Source organism: Halobaculum sp. EA56, assembly GCF_051195075.1.
GTDB lineage: Archaea > Halobacteriota > Halobacteria > Halobacteriales > Haloferacaceae > Halobaculum.
Genome location: NZ_JBNTJX010000002.1, coordinates 395,649 through 416,772 on the forward strand (window position 1 = coordinate 395,649; position 21,124 = coordinate 416,772).

Here is a 21,124-nt window from a genome sequence, read left to right on the forward strand (position 1 = left end):
CGACCGCTACTCCAGCAGTTCCTCGGCGAGCATCGGGACGAACGTCCCGACGTCCGTCACCATCCCGACGGCCTGCGCGGAGCCGCGGTCGAGCAGTTGCGTGACCGTCGCGGGGTTGATGTCGACGCAGACGGTGCGCGTCGTCGACGGCAGGCAGTTCCCGACGGCGACCGAGTGCAGCAGCGACGACAGCATGAGCACCAGGTCCGCCTCGCGCGCCTGTTCGCGGATGGCGTTCTGCGCCTCCACGGCGTCGGTGATCGTGTCCGGGAGCGGCCCGTCGTCGCGGATGGAGCCCGCGAGGACGAAGTCGCGGTCGTTCTCGACGCACTCGTACATCACGCCCTCGGTGATCAGCCCCTCCTCGACGGCGGCCTCGATGCCGCCCGCCCGGATCACCTCGCTGATGGTGTAGATGTGGTGTTTGTGGCCCTTCCGGGGGTGCTCCATCGTCTCCACGTCCATCCCGAGGCTGGTGCCGTACATCGACCGCTCCATGTCGTGGACGGCGAAGCCGTTGCCGGCGGAGATGGCGTCGACGTACCCCTCGCGGACGAGGCGGGCCAGCCCGGGGCCGCCGCCGGCGTGGATCACCGCCGGCCCGGCGACGCACAGCACGTGCCCGCCCTGCGCCTTCGTCTCGGCGACCGCCTCCGCGATGTCGCGGATCAGCGAGGCGGACGGCCGCTCCGCGGAGACGCCGCCGCGCATGAACCCGAACGGCCCCGAGGAGTCGCGGGGACGCTCCGGCGGCTTCACGCGGATGCCCGCGTCGCCGGTGACGACCAGGTCGCCCTCCCCGATCCCGTTGAGCACCCTCGTCTCGGCGGTCACGTCGCCGTCCCCGGTCGGCTCGACCGTTCCGTCGGGGGCACGCTCGACCCCCTCGACGACCACCGCGCAGTCCATCTCGATGTTCCCGACGGGCACCCACTCGCCGTCGACCCGGACGTCAGTCGGGTGGTTCGTGGTCGAGTAGAAGCCGTCCGGGACGACGTGGTCGGCCGGAGCGGGCTCCAGCGTCGCGTCCGTCGGCGCCGCCAGCGTCGCGCCCGACTGGTGGAGCTCGTGGAGGATCGGGTGCAGCGTCGCCTCGTCCTCGGCGATCACCCGCATCCGACAGTACGACTCCTCGTCCTTGCTCGTCCCCACGCGGAACTCCTCGATGTCGAACTCCCCGCCCAGCTCCATCACGACGGTGAAGGCCCGCTCCATCAGGCCCGAGTCGATGATGTGGCCCTCCAGCTCGACCACGTCGCTGACAGTCATACCTGCCCTCTGCCCCCCGCCGGTGAAAAGCTACCCGTGACCGCGGTATCGGCCGGGACCGACGGCGGGGACGGACGGGTCGGCGCCGGCGGCGACGCCGTCGCGTACGGCGGGGTCGACCGGGGGCGTCGGCGGTCCCGCTCGCTCACCCGTCGAGCGCCTCGTCGAGGAACGCCACCTCGTGGGCGAGTACCTCGACGAACCGGTCCTCCCACGGGTCGAAGTGACCCATCGGGAGCGCCACCAGCGACGGCTCCGGGAGGGCGTCGACGAGGCGCTCGGCCGTCGGGTACGGGACCACCTCGTCCTCCGTGCCGGCGACGACCAGCGTCGGACACCGGACGTCGCCGGCGGCGGCGACGGGTCGGTACCGCGGGAGCGCGAGCAGCGTCCGCGCGCGCGTCCGGTTCTGCCACGTCGACTCCCGGGGGATCAGCGCGGCGTAGCCGTCGAGCGCGCCGGGCTCGTTCAGCGCCGCGAACTCGCCCGGCCGGCCGTACACCTTCACGCGGTGGGGACGGCCGACGAGCCCGCCGAGGCGGTCGCGCAACCCCGAGAGCGTCGCCCGCAGGAGGTACCGCGCGGACTTGCTCCGCAGGATCGAGCGCCCGTCGGCGAACGGGGTGCGCGCGACGACGGCGTCCACGTCGTGTCGGTCGGCGGCGACGCGGACCGCGTGGCCGCCGCCGAGCGAGACGCCCCACAGCGCGAGCCCCCGTCCGAGGTCCTCGACCCCGCGCACGCGGTCGACCGCTGCCCCCCAGTCGGCGACCTGCCGGCCCGGCAGGACGAGCGGCTCGTCCCCGGAGGCGCCGAACCCGCGGTAGTCGAACGCGAACGCGGCGTAGCCCGCGGCCGCCAGCCGCTCGGCGATCCGGCCGAGCCCGAACGCGGCCTCCGCGGCGAGTCCGTGCCCGAGCACGACGGTCGCGGGGTCGTCGACGTCGCGCGGGCGGTACAGCGTCCCGACGCAGGTGTCGCCCTCGACCCCGAAGGTGAGCCGGCGGGTGGAGAAGCGCTCGCGGGAGGGCCGGTCGCCGTCGACGCGCCGCGCGGGCGGGCGGTCCGGCGTCGTCCCGGCGGTCACTGCGGGCTCCCCTCGCCCCCGGCGGCCGGGGCGTCGACGTCCGGGTCCGTCTCGACGGAGTCGAGCACGCGCGCGGAGAACTCCTCCTCGGAGATGCGGTACTCGTCGAGCGCCTCGAACCACTCGCCCTCGACGTGCCAGGTCGCCTGTACGTCGTCCTCGAAGCGCAGCGACGTCGCTTCGACGCGACGGGGCTCGAACTCCCCCTCCTCGACGAGGTCGATGAACGCGGTACACAGGGTGCCCATCTCGCCGTGGTCCGGCTCGGCGCCCGGCAACGTCGTCGTGTAGGTAACCTCGACGCGGTCGGCGGAGACGCTGACGTCGGCCACGTCGATCCCGTTGTTCCGGAGCTCCCGGGCGAGCGCCGACTCGTCGATGCTCATGGGTGTCGGTAGAAACGCCGCGACCTTACCGATTCCGGGGCGACGTCGAACGGGACGGCGGGGGCGGAGGGGTGGGGAGTCCATGTCAGAGGCACAACGTCCCTCCGGCCCGTCGCCACCAGTACTCTCGGCGTAATCCGTCTTAACCGCTCGGTGAAGCGCAGTTCACCTCCTGTTCGTTCCCGGAAAGGAAACCGGTTTATTCGCCGGGGGAGTGGACGGACCGTGATGGGAGGTGACGAGTCGTCGCCGCGACGGACCTTCGAGCTGCTCGCCGACGAGACGCGGCTCGGGATCATCACCGCCCTCGGCGACGCAAGCGGCCGGGGCGGCTACGCGACCCTCGCGTTCTCCGAACTGCAGGAGGCCGTCGGTGTCGAGGACAGCGGCCAGTTCAACTATCACCTCCAGCAGCTGACCGGCGACTTCGTCGAGAGCGACGGGGGCGGGTACAAACTGACGCTCGCCGGGATCCGGGCGTACCAGGCGGTCGTCGCCCACAGTTTCACGCCGCGGACGCGTATCGAGCCGTTCCCGGTCCCCGACAGCGAGCCGTGCGATGCCTGCGGCGGGACGCTGGAGGCGTGGTACGAGGACGGGCGGGCCCACATCGCCTGCTCGGAATGCGGGGACGTCGTTCACTACTACCCGCTGAGCGCGAAGGACTTCGACATGGACGACCCGGGGTCGTTTCTCCGTGCGGCCGCGATCAGGGTGATACGGGACGAGTCCTCGATGCTCCACGGCGTCTGCCCCTACTGCACCGGCGAACCGGTGTGGTCCCTAGAGCCGTCGAGCGACCACTGGGAGGAGAAGGACCTCCGGGAAGAGGACCTGATCGCCCACGTCGCCTGCGAGCGCTGTGCGTGGTTCGTCTACGGGGACCCGGCCGGAAAGCTCCGGTTCCACCCGGTCGTCTCGTCGTTTCTCCTCGACCACGGCGCGGATCCCTGGGAGGACTTCCCGTGGCGACTCCCGTTCGACCGGGACCTGACGGTGCTGTCCATGGAGCCGCCGAAGGCGGAGATCGAGTACGCGATCGACGGCGACCGCCTGCGCGTCGTCGTCGACGAGCACTTCGAGGTCGTCGAACACGAGGAGATTGGCGGGGACTGATGGTTCGTCTCGTCGCTACGGGAGGGCGTCCGCGTCGATCCCCAGCCGTTCGCAGGCGAACCCCCACCGCTCGGCCTGCTCGCGCACCTGCATCGACAGCGGCTTGCCGACGCCGTGGCCGGCGTCGTCCTCGACGCGGAGGACCACCGGTCGGTCGCCGGTGTTCCGCTCCTGCAGGAGCGCGGTCATCTTCCGCGCGTGGCTCGGGTGGACGCGCGTGTCGCCGAGGGCGGTGGTGAACATCGTCGCCGGGTACGCCGCCTCCGGGGCGTTGTGGTACGGCGAGTACGCCCGGAGGTACGCGAACGCCTCGGGGTCCTCCGGGTGGCCGTACTCGGTGGTCCAGGAGGCGCCGAGCAGGAAGCGGTGGAACCGGAGCATGTCCAGCAGCGGGACGTGACACAGCGCCACCCGGAAGCGCCCGGGACGTCGGGTGATCAGCGCGCCGACGAGCAGGCCGCCGTTCGAGCCCCCGGCGACGCCGATGCGGTCGGGGTCGGCCCAGCCGCGCTCGGCGAGGCCGTCCGCCACCGCGAGCGCGTCGTCGAACACGCGCTCCTTGTGTTCGCGGCGGCCCGCCTCGTGCCAGGACTCGCCGTACTCGGTGCCGCCCCGAAGCGTCGCCAGCACGAACACGCCACCGGCCCCGAGGAACGGGAGCCGGAACCGGTCGAACGTCGGCGTCCGGTTCACCCGGAAGCCGCCGTACCCCGTCAGGAGGGCGGGGTTCGACCCGTCGGGCTCCACGTCGCCGCGGCGGACGACGAACGCGGGGACCTCGGTGCCGTCGGCGGACTCGAACCGCTCCTGGCTCACCTCGATATCGAACGGCACGTCCGTCGACTGCGCAGACAGCGTCTCGGCGCTCCCGTCCGCGAGGTCGACGCGGCGAACCGAGGGCGGTTCCGCGAACGACTGCACGGTCAGGTACGCCTCGGGCGCGTCCCCGGCGCCGTTGACCCCCGCGACCGTCGGGAACGCCGGCAGCGACACGTCGCGCTCTCGCTTCCCGTCGGCGTCGAGGACGACGACCTCGGACCTGGCGTCGCGGTGATAGTGCGCGAGCAGGCGGTCGCCGGCGGGCTCGACCCCGCGGAGGACGGCGTCCGTCTCCGGGAGGAGTTCCGCGTACTCCGACGGGTCGGCGCGGTCGCCGTCCAGCGCGGCGTCCAGGTCGGCCGACAGCACCCGCCCGAAGTCGGCGCCGTGGTTCGTGGAGAGCAGGAGGCGCCCGCGGTCGCCGTCGACGGTCGGCTCGAACACGGCGTCGTATCCCGTCAGAACCGGCGAGAGGGTCGCCTCCGCCGGATCGCCCCGGTAGCCGTACAGGTCGGACCGCTCCCACCCCTCCACGTACGCGGCGACGAGCGCGTCGCCGTCGGCGACGAGCGTCGGCCACGTCGTCTGGTCCACGTCCGCGGCGACGACGCGGTCCTCTGCGGGGTCGGTCCCCGACCCGAACTCGTGGAACCGGATCGTCTTTTCGAGCTGGCCGTCGGCGTCGTCATCCCCGTCCGGCCCCGCCGGGGCGACGCCGGTGGAGACGTAGTAGAAGCCGCGTGGACCGCTCCGCGCGTCGTCCTCACCGTCCCCGCCGCGCTCGACCCACGCGAAGCCGGCCGCCTGCGTCCGCCCGACGCCGGCGACCGTCTCGACGGCCTCGCCGGCCGCGACGTCGACGATCCGCACGTCGTACTGCTCGTCGCCCCCCTCGGCGACGCCGTAGGCGAGGTACTCCCCCTCCGGTCCCGGCACGAACCAGTCGACCGAGACGGTGCCGTCCTCGCCCCACCCGTTCGGGTCCGCGAGGACGGTCCCGTCCCCGGTGCCGACGGACTCCGGGCCGTCGTAGGCGTACAGCACCGGCTGTTCCTCCTCGGGCGCGCGCACCTCCTGGAACAGGCGGTCACCGGCGGGTGTGACGGGACCGTACTCGCCCACCCGCCCGAGGGACTCGAACCGCTCGGCCAGCGCCTCGCGGTGGGGCGTGTCGAGGACGGCCTCGGCGTACTCGTTCTGGGCCGCCGTCCACGCGGCGACCTCCTCGTCTTCGCCCTCCAGCCAGCGGTATGGGTCGACGATCGACTCGCCGTGGAGGTCGTCGGTGACCGGTCGTCGGGGCGTCTCGGGGGGACCCTCCGGGTCGGAAGCGTCGCTGTCGGCCATCGGTCCCTACTGCGGGCGTCGCCGGAAGTAGCTACCCCTCGGCGGGGCGGTTGCCGGGAGCGGGGGCCGCGGGGTACGACCGGGGCGTAGCCCGGGTCGGGTTCCGGCCCGGACGGCGGCTACCGCCCGAACAGCCGGTCGAGGAACCCGCGGTCGCTGGGGCGCTCGGCCAGCAGGACCGAGGCGTCGACCTCGTCGACGACGTCGAGCGCGAGCGCGCCCGAGACGAGCCGCGAGAGCATCCCGCGCTCGGTGGCGCCGATGACGACCAGCGAGCAGTCCTCGCTCTGGCGCTCGATCGCCGCCTCCACGTCGCCCGACTCGACGACCCGCTCCGCGTCCCCGAGCCCGTGTTCCTCGGCCCAGGTCTCCAGGAACGCCTCGCCCTCCTTCACGTCGTCTCTGACGTGGAGCAGCCTGACCGCCGAGCCGTACGCGTCCCGCAGGTAGCCCGCGACCTCCGCCGAGAGGTCGGAGTCCGGGCCGCCCGCCGTCGGGACGAGCACGCGCTCGGGGTCGAAGCCGCGGTCCCTGAGCACGAGGAAGTCGCACGGGAGGTTGCGCGTGAGCTCGTCGACGCGGCCCTCGACGCGGCCGGGGGCGCCGTGGCCCTCCGGCCCCCAGCCCATCACCACGAGGTCGGCCTCGTGGGTGCGGGCGGCGTCGAACACCTCCTCGAAGGAACGGTGGGAGACGATGGTGCTCGTCTCGACCGGGACGCCGACCTCCTCGGCGTCCAGGCGCGCGCGCTCCAGCAGCTCCTCGCTCCCCTCGTCGAACTTCCGGACGTTGTCCGCGGCGTACTCCAGGGCGGTCTGGTCGGGCACCGAGACGATGTGGACGGCGTCGACGACCCCGTCGCGCTGGCGGGCGATGTTCGCCGCCAGCTCGATGAGCGTTCCCTCGGTCGCGGGGTTCGCGAGCGGCACCATCACGCGGTACTCGCCGCCGTCGGGCGCCATCGCGTCGGCCGCGTCGACCGCGGCGTCGGGCATCCGGTCGGCGCGGGCCCGGACGTACTCCGAGAGCGCCCCCTCGGCGGTCGTGCGCGAGCGGGCGTACCCGAAGTACCACACGACCGCGAACGCGACGAACGCGCCGCCGACGAGGACGACCGTCGGCTCGATGAAGACGATGAGCGCCAGCGAGACGACCGCCCCGAGCACCGGAACCGCCGGGTAGAGGGGTACGGTGTAGCTCGGCTCGTACCCCTCGACGTTCGCCTCGCGGAACACGATGAGGGCGACGTTGAGCAGGGCGTAGATGACGAGGTGGAGCACCGACCCGAGCGTCGCGAGCGTGTTCACGTCCGCGAGGACGATGAACAGCAGGATGAGCGCGCCCGTGATGCCGATCGAGCGGTACGGCGTCCCGAACCGCGGGTGGATCTCGTTGAGGTCCGGGGAGACCAGCTTGTCGCGTCCCATCGCGAAGTTGATCCGCGAGGACGCGAGGATCGACGCGTTCGCGCTGGAGGCGGTCGCCAGCAGGCCGCCGATCAGCATCGCCACGGCGCCCGCCGGCCCGAGCACGATCCGCGCGACCTCGACGACCGCGATCTGTCCGTCCGGGATCCCCGCGATGAACCCCTGCTCGACGGCGGCGCTCATCACGACGAGCACGAGCGCGTAGATGACGGTCACGATGACGACCGAGCCGATGACGGCCCGCGGGAGGTTCCGTCCCGGGTCCTTGATCTCCTCGGCGACGGAGGTGATCTGGACGAACCCCAGGTAGGAGACGAAGATGAGCCCGGTCGTCGTGAGCATCGGCCCGAAGCCGGTCCCCTCGGCGAGGTTCGCCGGGTCCGCGCGGAGCGTGCCCGCGATCGTGAACACCGCGAGGATGAGCACCAGGAGCACGACGATCACGTTCTGGAGGCGCCCCGTCTCCTTGGCGCCCACGTAGTTCACGAGGACGAACAGCGCCGCGCCCGTGAGCGCGACCGCCTTCACGCCGACGGGAACCGCGACCCCGACGAAGGGGATCCCGATCGACCCGCCGGTGATGTTGACGACGTACTCCCCGAACCCGACCATGTAGAAGGCGGAGGCGAACGCCAGTCCCATCCAGTTGGCCCACCCGGCGACCGAGCCGAACATGGGCCCCAGCGCCTGGTTCACGTAGTAGTACGCGCCTCCCGACACCGGCATCGCGGTGCCCAGCTCCGAGGCGGAGAACGCCGTCAGGATCGCGATGGCGCCGCCGAGCACGAACGAGATCACCGCGAACGACCCCGCCTCGGTGATCGCGACGCCGGGGAGCACGAAGATACCGGCGCCGATCATCGTCCCGACGCCGATGGTCAGCGCCGCCAGCGGTCCGAGGTCCTTCGCGAGCTCCTCGTCGCCGCTCATTCGTCCTCGACCTCGACCCGGGGGAGGCTGACGACGGGGCGGTCGGCGTCGCGGACGAGGCGCAGCGAGAGGTCCCCGGTGAGCAGTCGGACGAACCGGCCGCCCTCGCGGGGCGTGAACACCACCGCGCTGGCGTCGACCTCCGCGGCGACCGCGAGGACCCCCTCGACGATGTCGGTGTCGTACACGATCCGCTCGTCGGCGACGACGTCCGGCAACGCCGCTTCGAAGGCCTCGAACGCCTCCCGGGCGACCGCCTCACGTTGCTCGACGCCCGCCTTGTCCGGCGCGCCGCCGGCCTTCTCGACGACGTACACGAGCGTCACGTCGCCGACCTCGGCGCCGTGGGCCCGCATCGCCGCGGCGGTCGCGCGCGCGTCCGCCTCGGAGGCGACCGGAACGACCGCGTTCGAGAGCAGGTCGCTCACGGACGGCCACCTCCGCGTGGGTCTCCGTCGCGAACGGGGGGCGAGGAACCGCGACGGCGCGTCGGTGGGACGGACGCACCGCTGCTGTCTCGTGTGTCCATACAGACGCCATACACCGAGCCGGATTAAGCGCTCGCACTCGTCGCCGGTCCCGACGCCGGTTCCGCGGCCGTCCGCCGGCGTCGACCTCAGCGGAGCTCGTCCAGCGACACCGCCACGTCGGCGTCGACGGTGATCCACGTCGTCTCCAGCGACTCCGGGGCGTACACCGTCACCGAACTCGGGCGCTCCCCGTCGTCGAAGAGGTACCGGAGGTCGAACTCCGGCAGCTCCTCGAGGCGCTCCCCCTCCAGTCGGGTGCGGCCGTCACTCGTGTGCATACGCGTGCTTCCCGCACCGAGTATTTCATACTGACCACTCGATTATCGAACCCGAGAACTGAGGGGTCCGACACGGTCTAGCCGGACGGCGACGGGAGGTCGCCGGTTCCGATAGCGCGAGAACTCAGGGGTCGGAGCGTCGGCGCCGGTCAGTCGTCGGACCCGAACATCTGGCGCATCATGGGGTGCATCTCCATGAGCTGCTCCTCGGCGATCTCCTCGTACAGTTTGTAGGTGATCGACACCGTCAGCAGGAGGCCCGTCCCGGAGACGCCCCCGAGCGTGCCGAGCATGTTCGCCAGCACCGCCAGCGCCCCGACGAGGGCGCCGCCGATGACGGTCACCTGCGGGATGTACCGCTCCATCACCTTCTCGATCACCTGCGGGTTCTTCCGGAAGCCGGGGATCTGCATCCCGGAGTTCTGGATCTGCTGGGCGGTGGACTCCGGCCCCATGCCGGTCGTCTCCACCCAGAACACCGCGAAGATCGCGCCGCCGACGATCATGAAGGTGAGGTCGACGAGCACCCGGATGACGATCTGCCACGGCTCGGCGCTCACGGTGAACGCGCCGGTGAACCACATCCAGTCCGAGCGCGACTGGATGGGCGCCAGGTAGTAGAACAGCCCGCTCACCGGCTGCCCCTGCGAGTAGACGCCGACGAACGCCGGCAGCGTGACGTAGTTGTTGAGGATCTGGCCGAGGAACTGGATGTTCGCCTGCAGCGCGCGAACGAGGATCATCGGCAGGACGGACGCGTAGATGAGCTTCACGGGGAAGCGACCGCGGGCGCCCTTCACGCGGGCGTGGCTCAGCGGGATCTCCACGCGCACGGACTCGGTGTAGACGACGATCGAGAAGATGAGGACCGTGGTGAACAGCGCGAGGAGGTTGCCTGGGTCGAACAGCAGCGACTGGAAGAACGGGTCGAGCTCGATGCTCCCGGTGATGATGCCGTACCACGCGGGGAAGAAGCCGGTGACCTGCGTGCCCAGCGCGGGAACGGCGAACAGGCCCGCGACGAGCTGCTGGCTCACGCCCGCGATGATGAACAGCCCGATCCCGGAGCCGACGCCCCACTTGGAGATGACCTCGTCCATGAACAGGATGAGCAGGGCGCCGACGAACATCTGCGCGAACAGGACCGTCTTCAGGCCGAAGACGCCGATCCCGAGCTGGTTCGCCAGTTGCGTGTTCACCGGGAGGTAGTTGCCCGCGAACACCATCGGCAGCCCGGTGAGACAGATCATCACGACCACCAGCAGCTTCTGGAGGCCCTGGTACAGCACCTGGTCGCGGGGATCGTCGGTGTCGAGACCGAGGAGGTCCGCGCCGCCGAGCAGCTGGAGGACGATGGACGCCGTGACGATGGGACCGATGCCGAGCTGGAGGATGGACCCGGAGGACCCGGCGAGGATCGACCGGAAGCGGCCGTAGAAGTCGCCCCCGGCCCCGCCCGTCGCGAGCCCGAACATCGTGATGTTCGTGAGGAAGAAGTACATTACGAGGATGCCCGCCGTCCAGGCCATCTTCCGCTTGAAGGGGACGTGCCCCTCCGGACGCTCGACCGTCGGCATCCGCGTGAGCACGGGTTCCGCGGTCTCTTTCCAACCCATATTGCGTGTGTCTGGTCGGCCGGCACACCTTAACGCTTCGATTGGATATTCCGCCCGCCCGGCCGCGGATGCGCCGCAGGCGAGGGGATCGGCCTCCCGCGACGGACGGGCGACGGGATCGGTAGTCGCCCGCTACCGGGCCCGCGAGGGCGACGGCACCGCCCCGCAGCGCTGCCGCTCGTCGACGGTGCATCGCGAAGAATCGGGAGCCGGAAACCGCGGCGGCGTGTCGGGCGACTACTCGTCGGTGTCGTCGCCGTCCCCGTCGTCGGCCGCCTCGTCGTCGGCCTGTGCCTCCTCGGCGCGCTCGGTCAGCTCGGCCGAGCCGCCGGCCTCCTCGATGAGGCGGCGGGCCTCGGCGGTGAACGCGTCCGCGACCACGTGCAGCTCCCCGCGGACCTGCCCGCCGCCGAGCACCTTCACCACGTCCGCCTCGTGGCCGTCCTCGGCCACGTCGCGGGCGTCGAGGGCGTAGCCGTCGCCCTCCTCCTCGGCGAGGCCGTCGGCCGCCAGGAGGGCGGCGTCCTCGTCCAGCTTCTGGACGGAGACCTCCACGACCTCGTCCTGCACGCCCTGCGGTCGCTTGAAGCCGTACTTGCCGAGCGGACCGTACAGCTGCCGTTCGTGCTTCTTGCGGCCGGCCGCGCCGCGGCCGCCCCGGTGACCGGCGCCGCGCCGGTTCTTGTGGGAGCCGCCGCCGTGCGTGCGCGAGCCGCGCTGGCGTCGCTTCTTGTTCGTCATTAGCGCATCGCCTCCAGCAGGGTGTCGATGTCGTCGTGGTGACCCAGCGCGCCGCCGTTCTTCACGGCGTGCTTGATGCCGTCGTGGCCCCCGCGCGGGGCGTGCAGCCGGAGGACGGGCGAGAGGCCCTGCTCGCGCAGGGTCGTCTCCTCGTCCACCAGCGCCGCCGCGAGCGCGGACACGTCGTCGTAGTCGGTGTTGTCGGCGACCCACCCGTCGTCGATGTCGGCGTCGCCCTCGAGGGGCTCGCCGCGGCGCGAGAGCAGCATCTCGACCGTCTCGACGTCGGGCTCGCCGAACGCGACGAAGTCGTTCACCTTCGCGATCATCCCGCGGTAGGTGTCCTCCTCGGGCACCAGCGCGCAGTGGTTGATCGCGTGGATGTTGAGCATCTTCAGGGTGTCGCGCTGGGCGGCGGACATGTCGATCTCGCCGCGCAGTTGGACGACCGCCTGCATCAGTTACCACCCTCGGCTTCGCGCTGGACGCGCCGCGCCCGGTCGGGCGTGCGCGCCTGCGAGGCGTTCTTCAGGGCGTTGAACGTCGCCTTCGCGAGGTTGACCGTCGTCCGCGTGTTCCCCGTCGAGGACGTCCAGGCGTCCTGGACGCCCGCCAGCTCGAGGATGTTGCGGACGGTCGGCGCCGCCGCGAGGCCCAGCCCCTGCGGGGCCGGCTTGATCTCGACCTCGACGGAGCCGGCCTTGCCGGTCGCCGTCCGGGTGAGGGAGTTGACCCCGCCGGCGGAGTCCTCCCAGGAGCCGGAGCCACGGTCGACCTTGATCATGTTCAGCTTGGCGACCTCGATCGCCTTCTGGATCGCGCCGCCGACCTGGTCGTCGCGGCCCTCGGCGTAGCCGAGGAAGCCGTCGCGGTTGCCGATTGCGACGACGCACCGGAACTTCACCCGGCGCCCGGAGTCGGTCATGCGCTGGACCATGTTGATGTCCAGCACCTCGTCCTCCAGGTCCGGGATGAGCTGGTCGACCAGCTCGGGCTCCTTCAGCGGGAGCCCCGAGTCCAGCGCCTGCTCCATCGAGGTGATGTCGCCCTCCTGTACCTTCCGGCCGAGCCGCGTGCGCGGCTCCCATCCGCCGTTTCTACTCATTGTCGAATTCCTCCGTCAGGGTCTCCCGAACCTCGTCGAAGTGTTCGGGCAGGTCCGCCGCGTCGAAGTCCCCGCTGTAGAGCGGCTCCTCGAGCTGCTCGGCGTAGGCGGCGATGTGCTCGCCGCGGTTGCGCGACCAGTCCGCGAGGACGCTCTCGTTGTGGGGGATCTCGAGCCCGGCGTCGATCGCTCCTTCCTGCACCGCGAACGCCTTGTTGCCCGGCGTCGCGGTGTTCAGGCCGATGTCGAGGACGGCCTCCTCGAGGCCGGCCTCGACCGCCCGCAGCCCCGCGAGGTAGCCCGTCAGGTACGCGCTGGGGAGGTTGCCCGTGGGGGCCTCCCAGCCGTACTCCGACAGGTCCTCGCTGGACGCGGCCGCGTGTGTCTCGTCGCCGTTCGGTCCGGGGGTGACCAGCTGCGCCCTGACGTGCTTGTTCGACAGGCGCGCCACGAGGCGCGGCTTGCCGGATTTCAGCAGGCGCAACCTCTGGTGGTAGTCCGTCCGGACCTCCCGGCGGCGACGCATCGGTACCTTGTAGCGTGGTCCGGTCGCCATCAGTCGTCCTCCAGTGTTACGTCGTAGTTGTTCACGATGTACGAGTCGAGCCGTCGCACGTCCTCGAACTCCCCGCCGGAGGCCTTGTTGTACAGCTCGCGGTACTGCGAGCTGTCCAGGGTCCCGTCGTCGCGGAGCTCCTTGAGGCGTGCGCGCTGGGCACGGATCCGCGCGATCCAGTCGTCCTTGGAGTCCTGCCGGCCGCCGGCCTTCCCCTTGCGGGTGCCGGCGCCCTTGCGGTGGCCGTACGAGCGCTTCTCGTCGCGCTCGCGGGCCCGGCCGCGGGAGTTCCCCTTGGCGTCCTTCTCGCGGATGTTGCCCTGTTCGATCTGCTCGCGGATGTCCTCGCGCGTGATCGCGTCCGCGAGCTCGTCCTGTGCCTCCGGGTTGAGCCACACGCGGCTCTTGCCGACGTCGAGTTCGTCGGCCGCGAGCCGGCGCTGTGCTGCCAGGTCGCTCATTCTTCCACCTCCACTTCGACGTAGGTCGGGTTGAGGACGCGGATCTCGCGCTCCTCGCACTCGTCCTCGATCGTCTCGCGCTTGCGCGCGCCGACCGACGACGCGATGCGCACCGCCTGCGTGGCGGGGTCGACGCCCTCGAGGTCGTCCGCGTTGTGCACGCGGACCTCCTCGAAGCCGCTGGGGTGCAGGCCGCGGGCGGCCTTCGGCGAGCGGAAGCCCGCCTCGACCGTCGGCCCCTTCCCCTTCATGCCGCGGCGCTGCTTCGACAGCGTGCCGCGCGGGCGCCGCCAGGAGGTCGGGATCCGCTTCTTCTTGTGGTAGTCCTGCCGGTTGAACTGCGGCGTGGACTCGCGGTGCTTCTGGGCGAGCGCGCGTGCGCGCTCGTCGTCGAGCTCCGGGGTCTTGTCCGCGTGACCGCGCGGGCGAAGCTCCGTCTCGACGTCCTCCTCCTCGGCCTCGGGTTCGTCCTCCTCGATCTCGGCCTCGGTCTCCTCCTCGACCTCGAGCCCGCCCACGTCCGCCTTGATGCGGGCGGCGAGGGCGTTCCCGACGCCGTCGACCTCGGCCAGCTCCGACTGCGAGGCCGCCTTCACGTCCTCGACGGTCTCGTAGCCGGCCTCGCGCAGCGCGTCGGCCTTCGACGGGCCGACCCCGGAGATGTCCTCGAGCTCCTCGACGTCGTCGCTCATTTAGACATCACCCGTGGGCGTTCGCGTGATGTACACGCCGTCCTGGAAGACGCGCGTGTCCTTGTCCGTCACGCGGGTGAGCTGTTCGATGCTGGCGGCCGTCTGCCCGACGTCCTCCTTGGAGGGGCCGGTCAGGACGAGCTCCTCGCCGTCGACCTGTACCTCGGTGTCGCCGCGGATCTCCGCGCGGCGGGGTGCCGTCTCCCCGAGGAAGTTCGTGATGACGACCTCGTCGCCCTCGACGGACACGTCCATCGGGAAGTGGGCGTAGAAGACCTCCATGCCGTACTCCCACCCCTCGGTGACCCCGTGGATCATGTTGTCCACGTGGCTCGCGAAGGTGCCGACGGTCGCGTTCGTCTGGCGGTCGGCGTCGTCCGGGTACGCGATGACGACGGCGTCGTCCTCCGCAGACACGCTCACGTCCGGGTACCACAGCCGACGCGTCACCGAGCCGTTCGGCCCCTCGATCGTGAGATCGAGGTGGTCGAGGTCGGCGGAGACGTCCTCGGGTAGTTCGATTGTTCGTTCTGCCATTGTCAGTAGACGTATGCGATCACCTGGCCACCGATGCCCTCCTCGCGGGCCTCGTAGTGGCTCATGACGCCGTGACTCGTGGTCACGATGAGCGCGCCGTAGTCGCGGGCGGGGAGGAACCGCTTCTCCCACTTCTCGTAGCCGTCGGCGGCCACGGAGTACCGCGGCTTGACCGCGCCGCACTCGTTGATCGCGCCCTTCAGTTCGACCTCGAACGTTCCCGCTCGGCCGTCGTCCACGAACTCGAAGCCGTCGACGTAACCGTTGTCGTACAGCACTTCCAGCGTGGAGCCGATGATGTTCGAGGCGGGCCGGACCGTGTGTTCCAGATGGCCGACGTCCTCCGCGTTGTCGAGGCCTGCGAGGGCGTCGGCGAGTGGGTCGTTTCCTGCCATAGTTATCGGTACTTCCGGAACCCCATGTCCCGGGCGACCTCGCGGAAACACTGGCGGCAGAGGTTGATGTCGTACTTGCCGACGAGCCCCTGCTTGCGCTCGCAGCGGCGGCACTCGACCTGCTGGCCGGTGCGCTTCGCCGCGTGCTCGCCCGTCTCCTCGGGTCCCTTCGTGTCGATGTCTGCGTCGCTCATGCTGTGACCTCCACGTCGAACTCGCGCTCGAGGAACTCGACGGCGTCCTCGACGCTCATCCGGTGCTTGCTCGGGATCGACCGGGTGACCTTGTCCCGCTTGGAGACGCGGTACCCCGGTCGCGTGAGCGTCACGGTGACGTCGAGCCCGTAGATGCCGATCTGCGGGTCGTACTCCTGGCTCGGGAACTCGGTGTGCTCGGCGACGCCGAAGCTGAAGTTCCCGGTGTCGTCGAACTGCGAGGCCGAGAGGTCGACCAGCTCCAGGGCCCTCTCGAGGAACTCGTCGGCGTCCTCGCCGCGGAGGGTGACCTTCGCGCCGATGGGGTCGCCGGGGCGGATGTCGAACTCGCCGATGGCCCGCTTGGCCGTCGTGCGAACCGTCTCCTGCCCGGTGATCTCCTCGAGGATCTCCTCGCCGTTGGCGAGCTCGCGCCCGCCCTGGCCGACGGCCATGTGGACGACGACCTTCTCGATGCGCGGCTCGCGCATCTCGTGGAGGGACTCGGAGTCGGCCTCGCTCATTCGTCGTCACCCCCGTCGGTCTCGCGGCGTCCGCCGCTCGACGTCTCCGACGCGGTTCCCGCGTCGCTCGTGAAGTTCTCGTCGATGACGACGACGTAGTCCTCGATCGTCTCGAAGCCGGCGTCGTCGCCGTCGTCCTGCGCGACGCTCACGGCGTTGTCGCCGGAGCCCGCGGTGACGGTGATCTCGTCGATCGTGCCGATCTCGCCGGCGTGACTGCCGGCGACGGCGGTGACGAGCGCGCCCTCCTCGTAGGGGAAGTGCGCGACGACCTCCTTGGTCTCGTTGTCGATCACCAGCGAGTCGCCGCCGGCGTAGCTCCCGTCCTCGCTCACGAGGGTCGTCCCGTCGTGGAGCGTGTACTGGAAGTCGCCGCCGGCGACCTGCGTCTTGCCGGCGACCTTCCCCAGCCGCGAGGAGGCGGCCTCCTCGTCGATGGGCGTCAGCGAGAGCCGGCCGCCCTCGCCGGGGAACACCCGGTAGTACTCCTCGCGCTCGTCGAACGCCAGGATGTCGAACATCCCGACCGGGCGGGCCTCGTCGGAGACCGCCTTGCCGTTGACGAGCACGGATCCGTGATCGAGCGCGTAGCGCGCCTCCTTGCGCGAGTCGACGTACCCCAGCACGTCCCGGAGGACGATGAGCAGGGGGACGCCCGACTCGCCGTGCGGGCCCGCGCCCGCCTTCACGGTGAACGTCTCTTCCTTCCGCTCGATCGGCCACGAGTTCGGGGCCGACAGTCGCTTCTGGTGGTTACTCATGTTATGCTGCCTCCTCGTCGGACTCCAGACGCGCCTCCCGGCGGTCGTCCTCGAGGTCGAGGTCGACGACGCGCACGTTCGAGGCGTCGAGCGGGCGCGGGGTCTCCTCCCCGTCGGCCTTCTCGACGACGACGTCCTCGACGTGGATCACCGACTCGCGGAGATCCACCTCGAGCACCTCGCCCTCCTCGCCCGCGAAGTCGCCGCGCATGACCTCGACGGTGTCGCCCGCGTTGACGCGGACGTTCCGCTGACCGTACTCCTCCCGGAGCTCCTCCGAGAGGGTGGCGCGGACGAACTTCTGCCGCTCGTGGAGCGGCGCGTCCCGGGTCCGTGTGCGCTGTTTGTGCGGTTGCTCGCTCATACGATCTGAGTCGCGGTCGACGCGATGCTCCCGAAGCGTTCTGCGACCTCCCGCGCGATGGGACCCTTGATCTCGGTCCCGCGCGGCTCCTCCATGTCGTCGATCACGACGGCGGCGTTGTCCGCGAACTTCACGCGGGTGCCGTCGGGACGACGGATGGCCTTACGCTGGCGGACCACGACGGCCTCCAGCACCTGACGTCGCATCTCGGGCGTGCCCTTGGTCACCGAGACGGTGACCTTGTCGGCGACGCCCGCCTTGGGGTGTCGGTTCTTGGTCCCCGAGTAGCCCGCGACGGAGATGACCTTCAGCTCGCGCGCGCCGGTGTTGTCGGCGCACGCGATCAGGGAGCCCTTCTCCAGGCCCTGCGTGACGTCGGCCTTCAGGGCCTCCATCAGGCATCACCCTCCGTCTCGAGCGTCTCGACGACCGCGTGGCTCTTCGTCTTCGACAGCGGCCGCGTCTCGGCGATGCGCACGCGGTCGCCCTCCTCGACGTCGAGGCAGGGCGACAGGTGTGCCGGCACGCGGCTGCGTCGCTTCATGTACCGGTCGTACTTCGGCACGAATACGTCGTATTCGCGCTCGACGACGACCGTCTTGTCCATCGATGTGGAGGCGACCGTCCCTTCGAGCGTCTGCCCACGCACGGAAAGCGATCCGTGGAACGGGCAGTTCTCGTCGGAGCAGGCCTCCTCCGGTTCTGTTACGTTCAGTCCGATTGCCATTGGTGATCACCCGCACGTTCCGTGCGGAAGGCGGGTCGTGAGAGCAGTCTGGCCCCATCCACCGTAACGGAGACCGCGTCCTCGCAACCGCCCGACTGACCGGGTCTGACGCCGGCAGTTTCGTACTGTCCTCGCCCCGCGGCCAGCGTGTGGGGCTCGGACGACGGAAGTTCGAACGCGGACCCGGGGGCCTTGCGGTCCCCCGCGGCTTCATCTATGGGCCCGGCCGAGCGGTGGCCCGCACCGCCGGCCGATTCCTGCGCGGAGAGGACGAACCGGAACGTCGTCCCCTCCTTCGGCACCTGCTTGTCCCCCCGGGACGTGCGCACCGTGAGGGTGCGCATGCTCTCGGACACGACGACGCCCGCGAGCCCGACGTGGGCGTCGCTGGCGGCGGCGGCCACCCGTACGGGCAGGCCGCGGAGTTCGTGTCGCGTGAGCGTCTCGGGGGTCAGTGCCATGTTATTCGTCGGTGTCGTCGAGGTCGCCTTCCTCGCGCTGGACCGTCTTGATCCGCGCGATGGTGCGCTTCAGCTCGCCGACGCGCCCCGGGTTCTCCGGGGCGCCGCCGGCCGCCTGCACGGCCTTCGCGTTGAGCAGCTCGGTCTCGAGCTCCTCCAGTTCGGCCGCGCGCTCGGCGGGCGTCATGTCGCGGATCTCCTGGACGTGAAGGATCGCCATCGGTTACTCCTCCTCCTCGTCGTCCGCGTCCTGTTCGTCGGCCTCCTCCTCCATCTCGGCGACGAGGTCCTCGGCCTCGGCCTCGACGTCCTCGTCGAGGTCGTCGAGCTCGGGCTCGGACTCCTCGTCGTCCTCGGGCTCGGCGGTCTCGGCGGCGTCGCCGTCGGCCGTCTCGTCGGCCTCGATGACCTCCTCGACGACCTCCTCGTCGATGACGTCCTCGTCGTCGCCGGCGACCTCCGGCTCCTCGAAGTCGGGCTCGCCGCCCGGGATCTCCGGCTCGGTCTCGGGGACCTCCTCGTCGTCCACGTCGGCCAGCAGGTCCTCGACGCCCTCGCCGGCGTCGGCCTGCTCGACCTCGGGCGCGTCGGCGTCCTCGGCGATCTCGAAGTCGTCGGGCAGCTCCGCGCCCGGCGGGATGATCTTCACGGTCACGCCGATGGTGCCGAGCTTCATGACGGAGACGCCCTGTCCCTCGTCGACGACCTCCTCGGCGGGCTCGCCGTTGTGCTTGATGTAGCCGCGGTTGAACTTCTCCACGCGCGATCGGGCGCCCGTGACCTTCCCGGAGAGGACGATCTCGGCGCCCAGCGCGCCCGCGTCCATGATCCGGTCGATGGTCGTGTGGCCCGCGCGGCGGAAGTACCAGCCGCGCTCGAGGGCGTTCGCCAGACGGTCCGCGACGATCTTCGCGTTGAGGTCGGGCTCGTCGACCTCCTGGACGTCGATCTGCGGGTCGTCCATGTCGAAGCGCTCCTCCAGTTCGGAGGTCACCTTACGGATGTTCTTGCCGCCCTTGCCGATCACCATCCCGGGCTTCTCGGCCTTGAGCACGATCTGGGTGCCCATGGGCGTCTTGGCGACGTCCATCCCGCCGTAGCCGGCGCGACCGAGCTCCTCCTCGAAGAACTCGTTGATCTGGCTCCGCTGGAGCCCGTCCTCGATGAACTGGTGCTCGTCCGCCATTAGGTATCGTCCTCCTCGATGATCATTTCCACGTCCACTTGCGGGGTGTTCCAGGCGCTCGCGCGGCCCATCGCGCGGGGCTTGCGGCCCTGCTGCTCGCCGACCTTGTGGGCGGCGACGTGTGTGATCGTCATCGACTCGCCGTCGAAGCCCTGTTCGTCGGCGTTGTTCCTGACGTTCTCGAGCAGCTTCAGGAAGTTCTTCGAGGCCTTCTCGGGGTACCGGCCGGCGTCCCAGCCGTCGATGTCCGAGCGGTGGCCGACGCCGGAGTTGTGCTGGCGGAACGGGACGGAACGCTCCCCGTCGATGACCGCCTGCAGGTACTCTTCCGCGTCGGCGACCGTCTCGCCCTTCAGCTCGCGGGCGATGGCCTTGCTGTGCTTGAAGCTCATCTGCCGCTCGCGGAGCATCCCCTTGGCGGTGGTCTCCGGGTCGGCGTCGACGCTGTAGCTGATTCCCATATTACTTGAGGGGCACGAACTTCGAGGACCGGGTCGCGCCGATTCCGGCCTGACCGTGTTCCACGGAGTTGCGCGTGAGGTTGAACTCGCCGAGGTAGTGCCCGATCATCTCGGGCTCGACCTCGACGCGCTCGAAGTGGCTTCCGTCGTACACCTCGAACGTGAGGCCGACGAACGACGGCAGGATCGGCATGTCCCGGACGTGCGTCCGGATCGGGTCGTTCGCCGTCCCCTCCTCCGTGGCGTCCTCGGCGGCCTCCAGCAGCTTCATCTGCTGGACGCCGAGACCGCGGTCGATGGTTCGCCGCGCACGGGCGGGGAGCAGTTCCGCGACTTCGTCGAGCTCCATCTCCTGCAGCTCGTCGAGCGTGTGGCCGCGGTAGGTGAACTCACCCTCGCGGCCGGTGCGGTATTCCGAACTCATGTTATCTGTCGCCACCTCGACCGGTCCGCTTCGAGGCGATGTCGCCGACCTTCCGTCCCGGCGGGGCGTTCCGCGAGACGGACTTCGGCTGGCCGGGGTGCTGGCGGCCGCCGCCACCGAAGGGGTGGTCGACGGCGTTCATCGCGACGCCCCGGACGCGCGGGTACTTCGTCCCGCGACTGCGCATCTTGTGGTACTTGTTCCCGGCCTTCACGAACGGCTTCTCCGTCCGGCCGCCGCCGGCGACGACGCCGACGGTGGCGCGGCAGTCGGGGCTGAGCCGCTTGACCTCCCCGGAGGGGAGCTGGACGACCGCGACGTCGCGGTCGTGGGTGAGCAGCGTCGCGCTGACGCCGGAGGCGCGGGCGAACTTGCCCCCGTCGCCGGGCTTGGACTCGACGTTGCACACGGGCACCCCCTCGGGGATCTCCGAGAGCGGGAGCGTGTTGCCGGGCTTGATCTCCGCGGAGACGCCGACGGACAGCGTCTCGCCGACGCTGATCCCCTCGGGCGCGAGCACGAGGCGGCGGTCGCCGTCCTCGAACTTCACGTCCGCGATGGGCGCCGACCGGGCGGGGTCGTGCTCGATGCCGACGACCTCGCCGTGGACGGTGTCGGCGTCGTCCTCCGCGATCTTCTTGTGCTGCTTGTCGGATTTGTAGCGGTGCGACGGGGCTCGGAACGTCGAGCCGCCGCGGCCGCGTCGTTGTCCCTGGATCCTGCGTCCCAT

At 70.6% G+C, this 21,124-nt stretch carries 29 protein-coding genes; 1 reads left to right on the forward strand and 28 read right to left on the reverse strand.

Annotated features, from left to right (window positions below; all coding sequences use genetic code 11):
• Window positions 1–6: 6 nt before the first annotated feature.
• From ACQUQ1_RS05205 to ACQUQ1_RS05215, 3 genes are all read right to left on the reverse strand, one after another.
• The gene (locus ACQUQ1_RS05205) at window positions 7–1,269 is read right to left on the reverse strand and encodes a TIGR00300 family protein (protein ID WP_435063205.1); all 1,263 of its coding nucleotides are present in this window, start codon (window positions 1,267–1,269) and stop codon (window positions 7–9) included.
• A gap of 145 nt (window positions 1,270–1,414) precedes the next feature.
• Complete coding sequence (locus ACQUQ1_RS05210) at window positions 1,415–2,356, reverse strand: alpha/beta hydrolase (protein WP_435063206.1); 942 nt, start codon at window positions 2,354–2,356, stop codon at window positions 1,415–1,417.
• Window positions 2,353–2,742, reverse strand: a complete 390-nt coding sequence (locus tag ACQUQ1_RS05215) for a hypothetical protein (RefSeq protein ID WP_435063207.1) — start codon at window positions 2,740–2,742, stop codon at window positions 2,353–2,355. The genes ACQUQ1_RS05210 and ACQUQ1_RS05215 overlap by 4 nt, the downstream gene beginning before the upstream one ends.
• Window positions 2,743–2,970: 228 nt before the next feature.
• On the opposite strand from ACQUQ1_RS05215, the gene ACQUQ1_RS05220 reads away from it, so the two are divergent.
• Entirely contained in the window at window positions 2,971–3,858 is an 888-nt protein-coding gene (locus ACQUQ1_RS05220; RefSeq protein WP_435063208.1) for a winged helix-turn-helix domain-containing protein, read from the forward strand.
• 15 nt (window positions 3,859–3,873) lie between these two features.
• On the opposite strand, the gene ACQUQ1_RS05225 is transcribed toward ACQUQ1_RS05220, so the two are convergent.
• The 25 genes from ACQUQ1_RS05225 to ACQUQ1_RS05345 all read right to left on the reverse strand — a co-directional run bounded on the left by ACQUQ1_RS05225 (window position 3,874) and on the right by ACQUQ1_RS05345 (window position 21,124).
• Complete coding sequence (locus ACQUQ1_RS05225; protein ID WP_435063209.1) at window positions 3,874–6,024, reverse strand: prolyl oligopeptidase family serine peptidase; 2,151 nt, start codon at window positions 6,022–6,024, stop codon at window positions 3,874–3,876.
• A gap of 119 nt (window positions 6,025–6,143) precedes the next feature.
• Entirely contained in the window at window positions 6,144–8,381 is a 2,238-nt protein-coding gene (locus ACQUQ1_RS05230) for an amino acid permease (protein WP_435063210.1), read from the reverse strand.
• Window positions 8,378–8,809 (reverse strand): universal stress protein, encoded by a 432-nt coding sequence (locus tag ACQUQ1_RS05235; protein WP_435063211.1) that lies wholly within the window; start codon window positions 8,807–8,809, stop codon window positions 8,378–8,380. The genes ACQUQ1_RS05230 and ACQUQ1_RS05235 overlap by 4 nt, the downstream gene beginning before the upstream one ends.
• A gap of 188 nt (window positions 8,810–8,997) precedes the next feature.
• On the reverse strand, window positions 8,998–9,189 hold the full coding sequence (locus tag ACQUQ1_RS05240; RefSeq protein ID WP_435063212.1) for a DUF7511 domain-containing protein: 192 nt from the start codon (window positions 9,187–9,189) through the stop codon (window positions 8,998–9,000).
• A gap of 149 nt (window positions 9,190–9,338) precedes the next feature.
• Complete coding sequence (secY, locus tag ACQUQ1_RS05245) at window positions 9,339–10,805, reverse strand: preprotein translocase subunit SecY (protein WP_435063213.1); 1,467 nt, start codon at window positions 10,803–10,805, stop codon at window positions 9,339–9,341.
• 237 nt (window positions 10,806–11,042) lie between these two features.
• Complete coding sequence (locus ACQUQ1_RS05250; protein ID WP_435063214.1) at window positions 11,043–11,546, reverse strand: uL15m family ribosomal protein; 504 nt, start codon at window positions 11,544–11,546, stop codon at window positions 11,043–11,045.
• On the reverse strand, window positions 11,546–12,004 hold the full coding sequence (rpmD, locus tag ACQUQ1_RS05255; RefSeq protein WP_435063215.1) for a 50S ribosomal protein L30: 459 nt from the start codon (window positions 12,002–12,004) through the stop codon (window positions 11,546–11,548). Before rpmD ends, ACQUQ1_RS05250 begins: the two co-directional genes overlap by 1 nt.
• Window positions 12,004–12,651, reverse strand: coding sequence for a 30S ribosomal protein S5 (locus tag ACQUQ1_RS05260; protein WP_435063216.1), 648 nt, complete (start codon window positions 12,649–12,651; stop codon window positions 12,004–12,006). The genes rpmD and ACQUQ1_RS05260 overlap by 1 nt, the downstream gene beginning before the upstream one ends.
• Window positions 12,644–13,207 (reverse strand): 50S ribosomal protein L18, encoded by a 564-nt coding sequence (locus tag ACQUQ1_RS05265; protein WP_435063217.1) that lies wholly within the window; start codon window positions 13,205–13,207, stop codon window positions 12,644–12,646. Before ACQUQ1_RS05265 ends, ACQUQ1_RS05260 begins: the two co-directional genes overlap by 8 nt.
• A complete protein-coding gene (locus ACQUQ1_RS05270; RefSeq protein WP_435063218.1) occupies window positions 13,207–13,668 on the reverse strand; it encodes a 50S ribosomal protein L19e in 462 nt (153 codons plus the stop codon). The genes ACQUQ1_RS05265 and ACQUQ1_RS05270 overlap by 1 nt, the downstream gene beginning before the upstream one ends.
• Window positions 13,665–14,360 (reverse strand): 50S ribosomal protein L32e, encoded by a 696-nt coding sequence (locus tag ACQUQ1_RS05275; protein ID WP_435063219.1) that lies wholly within the window; start codon window positions 14,358–14,360, stop codon window positions 13,665–13,667. Before ACQUQ1_RS05275 ends, ACQUQ1_RS05270 begins: the two co-directional genes overlap by 4 nt.
• Window positions 14,361–14,897 carry a 50S ribosomal protein L6 gene (locus ACQUQ1_RS05280; protein WP_435063220.1) on the reverse strand — a complete coding sequence of 179 codons (537 nt, stop codon included), beginning with the start codon at window positions 14,895–14,897 and terminating at the stop codon, window positions 14,361–14,363.
• Between the two features lie 2 nt (window positions 14,898–14,899).
• Window positions 14,900–15,292, reverse strand: coding sequence for a 30S ribosomal protein S8 (locus ACQUQ1_RS05285; RefSeq protein ID WP_435063221.1), 393 nt, complete (start codon window positions 15,290–15,292; stop codon window positions 14,900–14,902).
• Between the two features lie 2 nt (window positions 15,293–15,294).
• Window positions 15,295–15,486: a 30S ribosomal protein S14 gene (locus ACQUQ1_RS05290; RefSeq protein ID WP_435063222.1), complete on the reverse strand. Its 192-nt coding sequence runs from the start codon at window positions 15,484–15,486 to the stop codon at window positions 15,295–15,297.
• Entirely contained in the window at window positions 15,483–16,010 is a 528-nt protein-coding gene (locus ACQUQ1_RS05295) for a 50S ribosomal protein L5 (protein WP_435063223.1), read from the reverse strand. The genes ACQUQ1_RS05290 and ACQUQ1_RS05295 overlap by 4 nt, the downstream gene beginning before the upstream one ends.
• Window positions 16,007–16,771, reverse strand: a complete 765-nt coding sequence (locus ACQUQ1_RS05300; RefSeq protein ID WP_435063224.1) for a 30S ribosomal protein S4e — start codon at window positions 16,769–16,771, stop codon at window positions 16,007–16,009. The genes ACQUQ1_RS05295 and ACQUQ1_RS05300 overlap by 4 nt, the downstream gene beginning before the upstream one ends.
• 1 nt (window position 16,772) lies before the next feature.
• On the reverse strand, window positions 16,773–17,135 hold the full coding sequence (gene rplX, locus ACQUQ1_RS05305) for a 50S ribosomal protein L24 (protein WP_435063225.1): 363 nt from the start codon (window positions 17,133–17,135) through the stop codon (window positions 16,773–16,775).
• Window positions 17,132–17,530, reverse strand: a complete 399-nt coding sequence (locus ACQUQ1_RS05310) for a 50S ribosomal protein L14 (RefSeq protein ID WP_435063226.1) — start codon at window positions 17,528–17,530, stop codon at window positions 17,132–17,134. Before ACQUQ1_RS05310 ends, rplX begins: the two co-directional genes overlap by 4 nt.
• Complete coding sequence (locus ACQUQ1_RS05315) at window positions 17,530–17,862, reverse strand: 30S ribosomal protein S17 (RefSeq protein WP_435063227.1); 333 nt, start codon at window positions 17,860–17,862, stop codon at window positions 17,530–17,532. The genes ACQUQ1_RS05310 and ACQUQ1_RS05315 overlap by 1 nt, the downstream gene beginning before the upstream one ends.
• On the reverse strand, window positions 17,847–18,323 hold the full coding sequence (locus ACQUQ1_RS05320; protein WP_435063228.1) for a ribonuclease P protein component 1: 477 nt from the start codon (window positions 18,321–18,323) through the stop codon (window positions 17,847–17,849). Before ACQUQ1_RS05320 ends, ACQUQ1_RS05315 begins: the two co-directional genes overlap by 16 nt.
• A 1-nt stretch (window position 18,324) precedes the next feature.
• Window positions 18,325–18,543, reverse strand: coding sequence for a 50S ribosomal protein L29 (gene rpmC / locus ACQUQ1_RS05325; protein WP_435063229.1), 219 nt, complete (start codon window positions 18,541–18,543; stop codon window positions 18,325–18,327).
• Window positions 18,544–18,546: 3 nt separating this feature from the next.
• Complete coding sequence (locus ACQUQ1_RS05330; protein ID WP_435063230.1) at window positions 18,547–19,509, reverse strand: 30S ribosomal protein S3; 963 nt, start codon at window positions 19,507–19,509, stop codon at window positions 18,547–18,549.
• Complete coding sequence (locus ACQUQ1_RS05335; protein ID WP_435063231.1) at window positions 19,509–19,970, reverse strand: 50S ribosomal protein L22; 462 nt, start codon at window positions 19,968–19,970, stop codon at window positions 19,509–19,511. The genes ACQUQ1_RS05330 and ACQUQ1_RS05335 overlap by 1 nt, the downstream gene beginning before the upstream one ends.
• A gap of 1 nt (window position 19,971) precedes the next feature.
• Window positions 19,972–20,394 (reverse strand): 30S ribosomal protein S19, encoded by a 423-nt coding sequence (locus tag ACQUQ1_RS05340; RefSeq protein ID WP_435063232.1) that lies wholly within the window; start codon window positions 20,392–20,394, stop codon window positions 19,972–19,974.
• Window position 20,395: 1 nt separating this feature from the next.
• Complete coding sequence (locus tag ACQUQ1_RS05345; RefSeq protein WP_435063233.1) at window positions 20,396–21,124, reverse strand: 50S ribosomal protein L2; 729 nt, start codon at window positions 21,122–21,124, stop codon at window positions 20,396–20,398.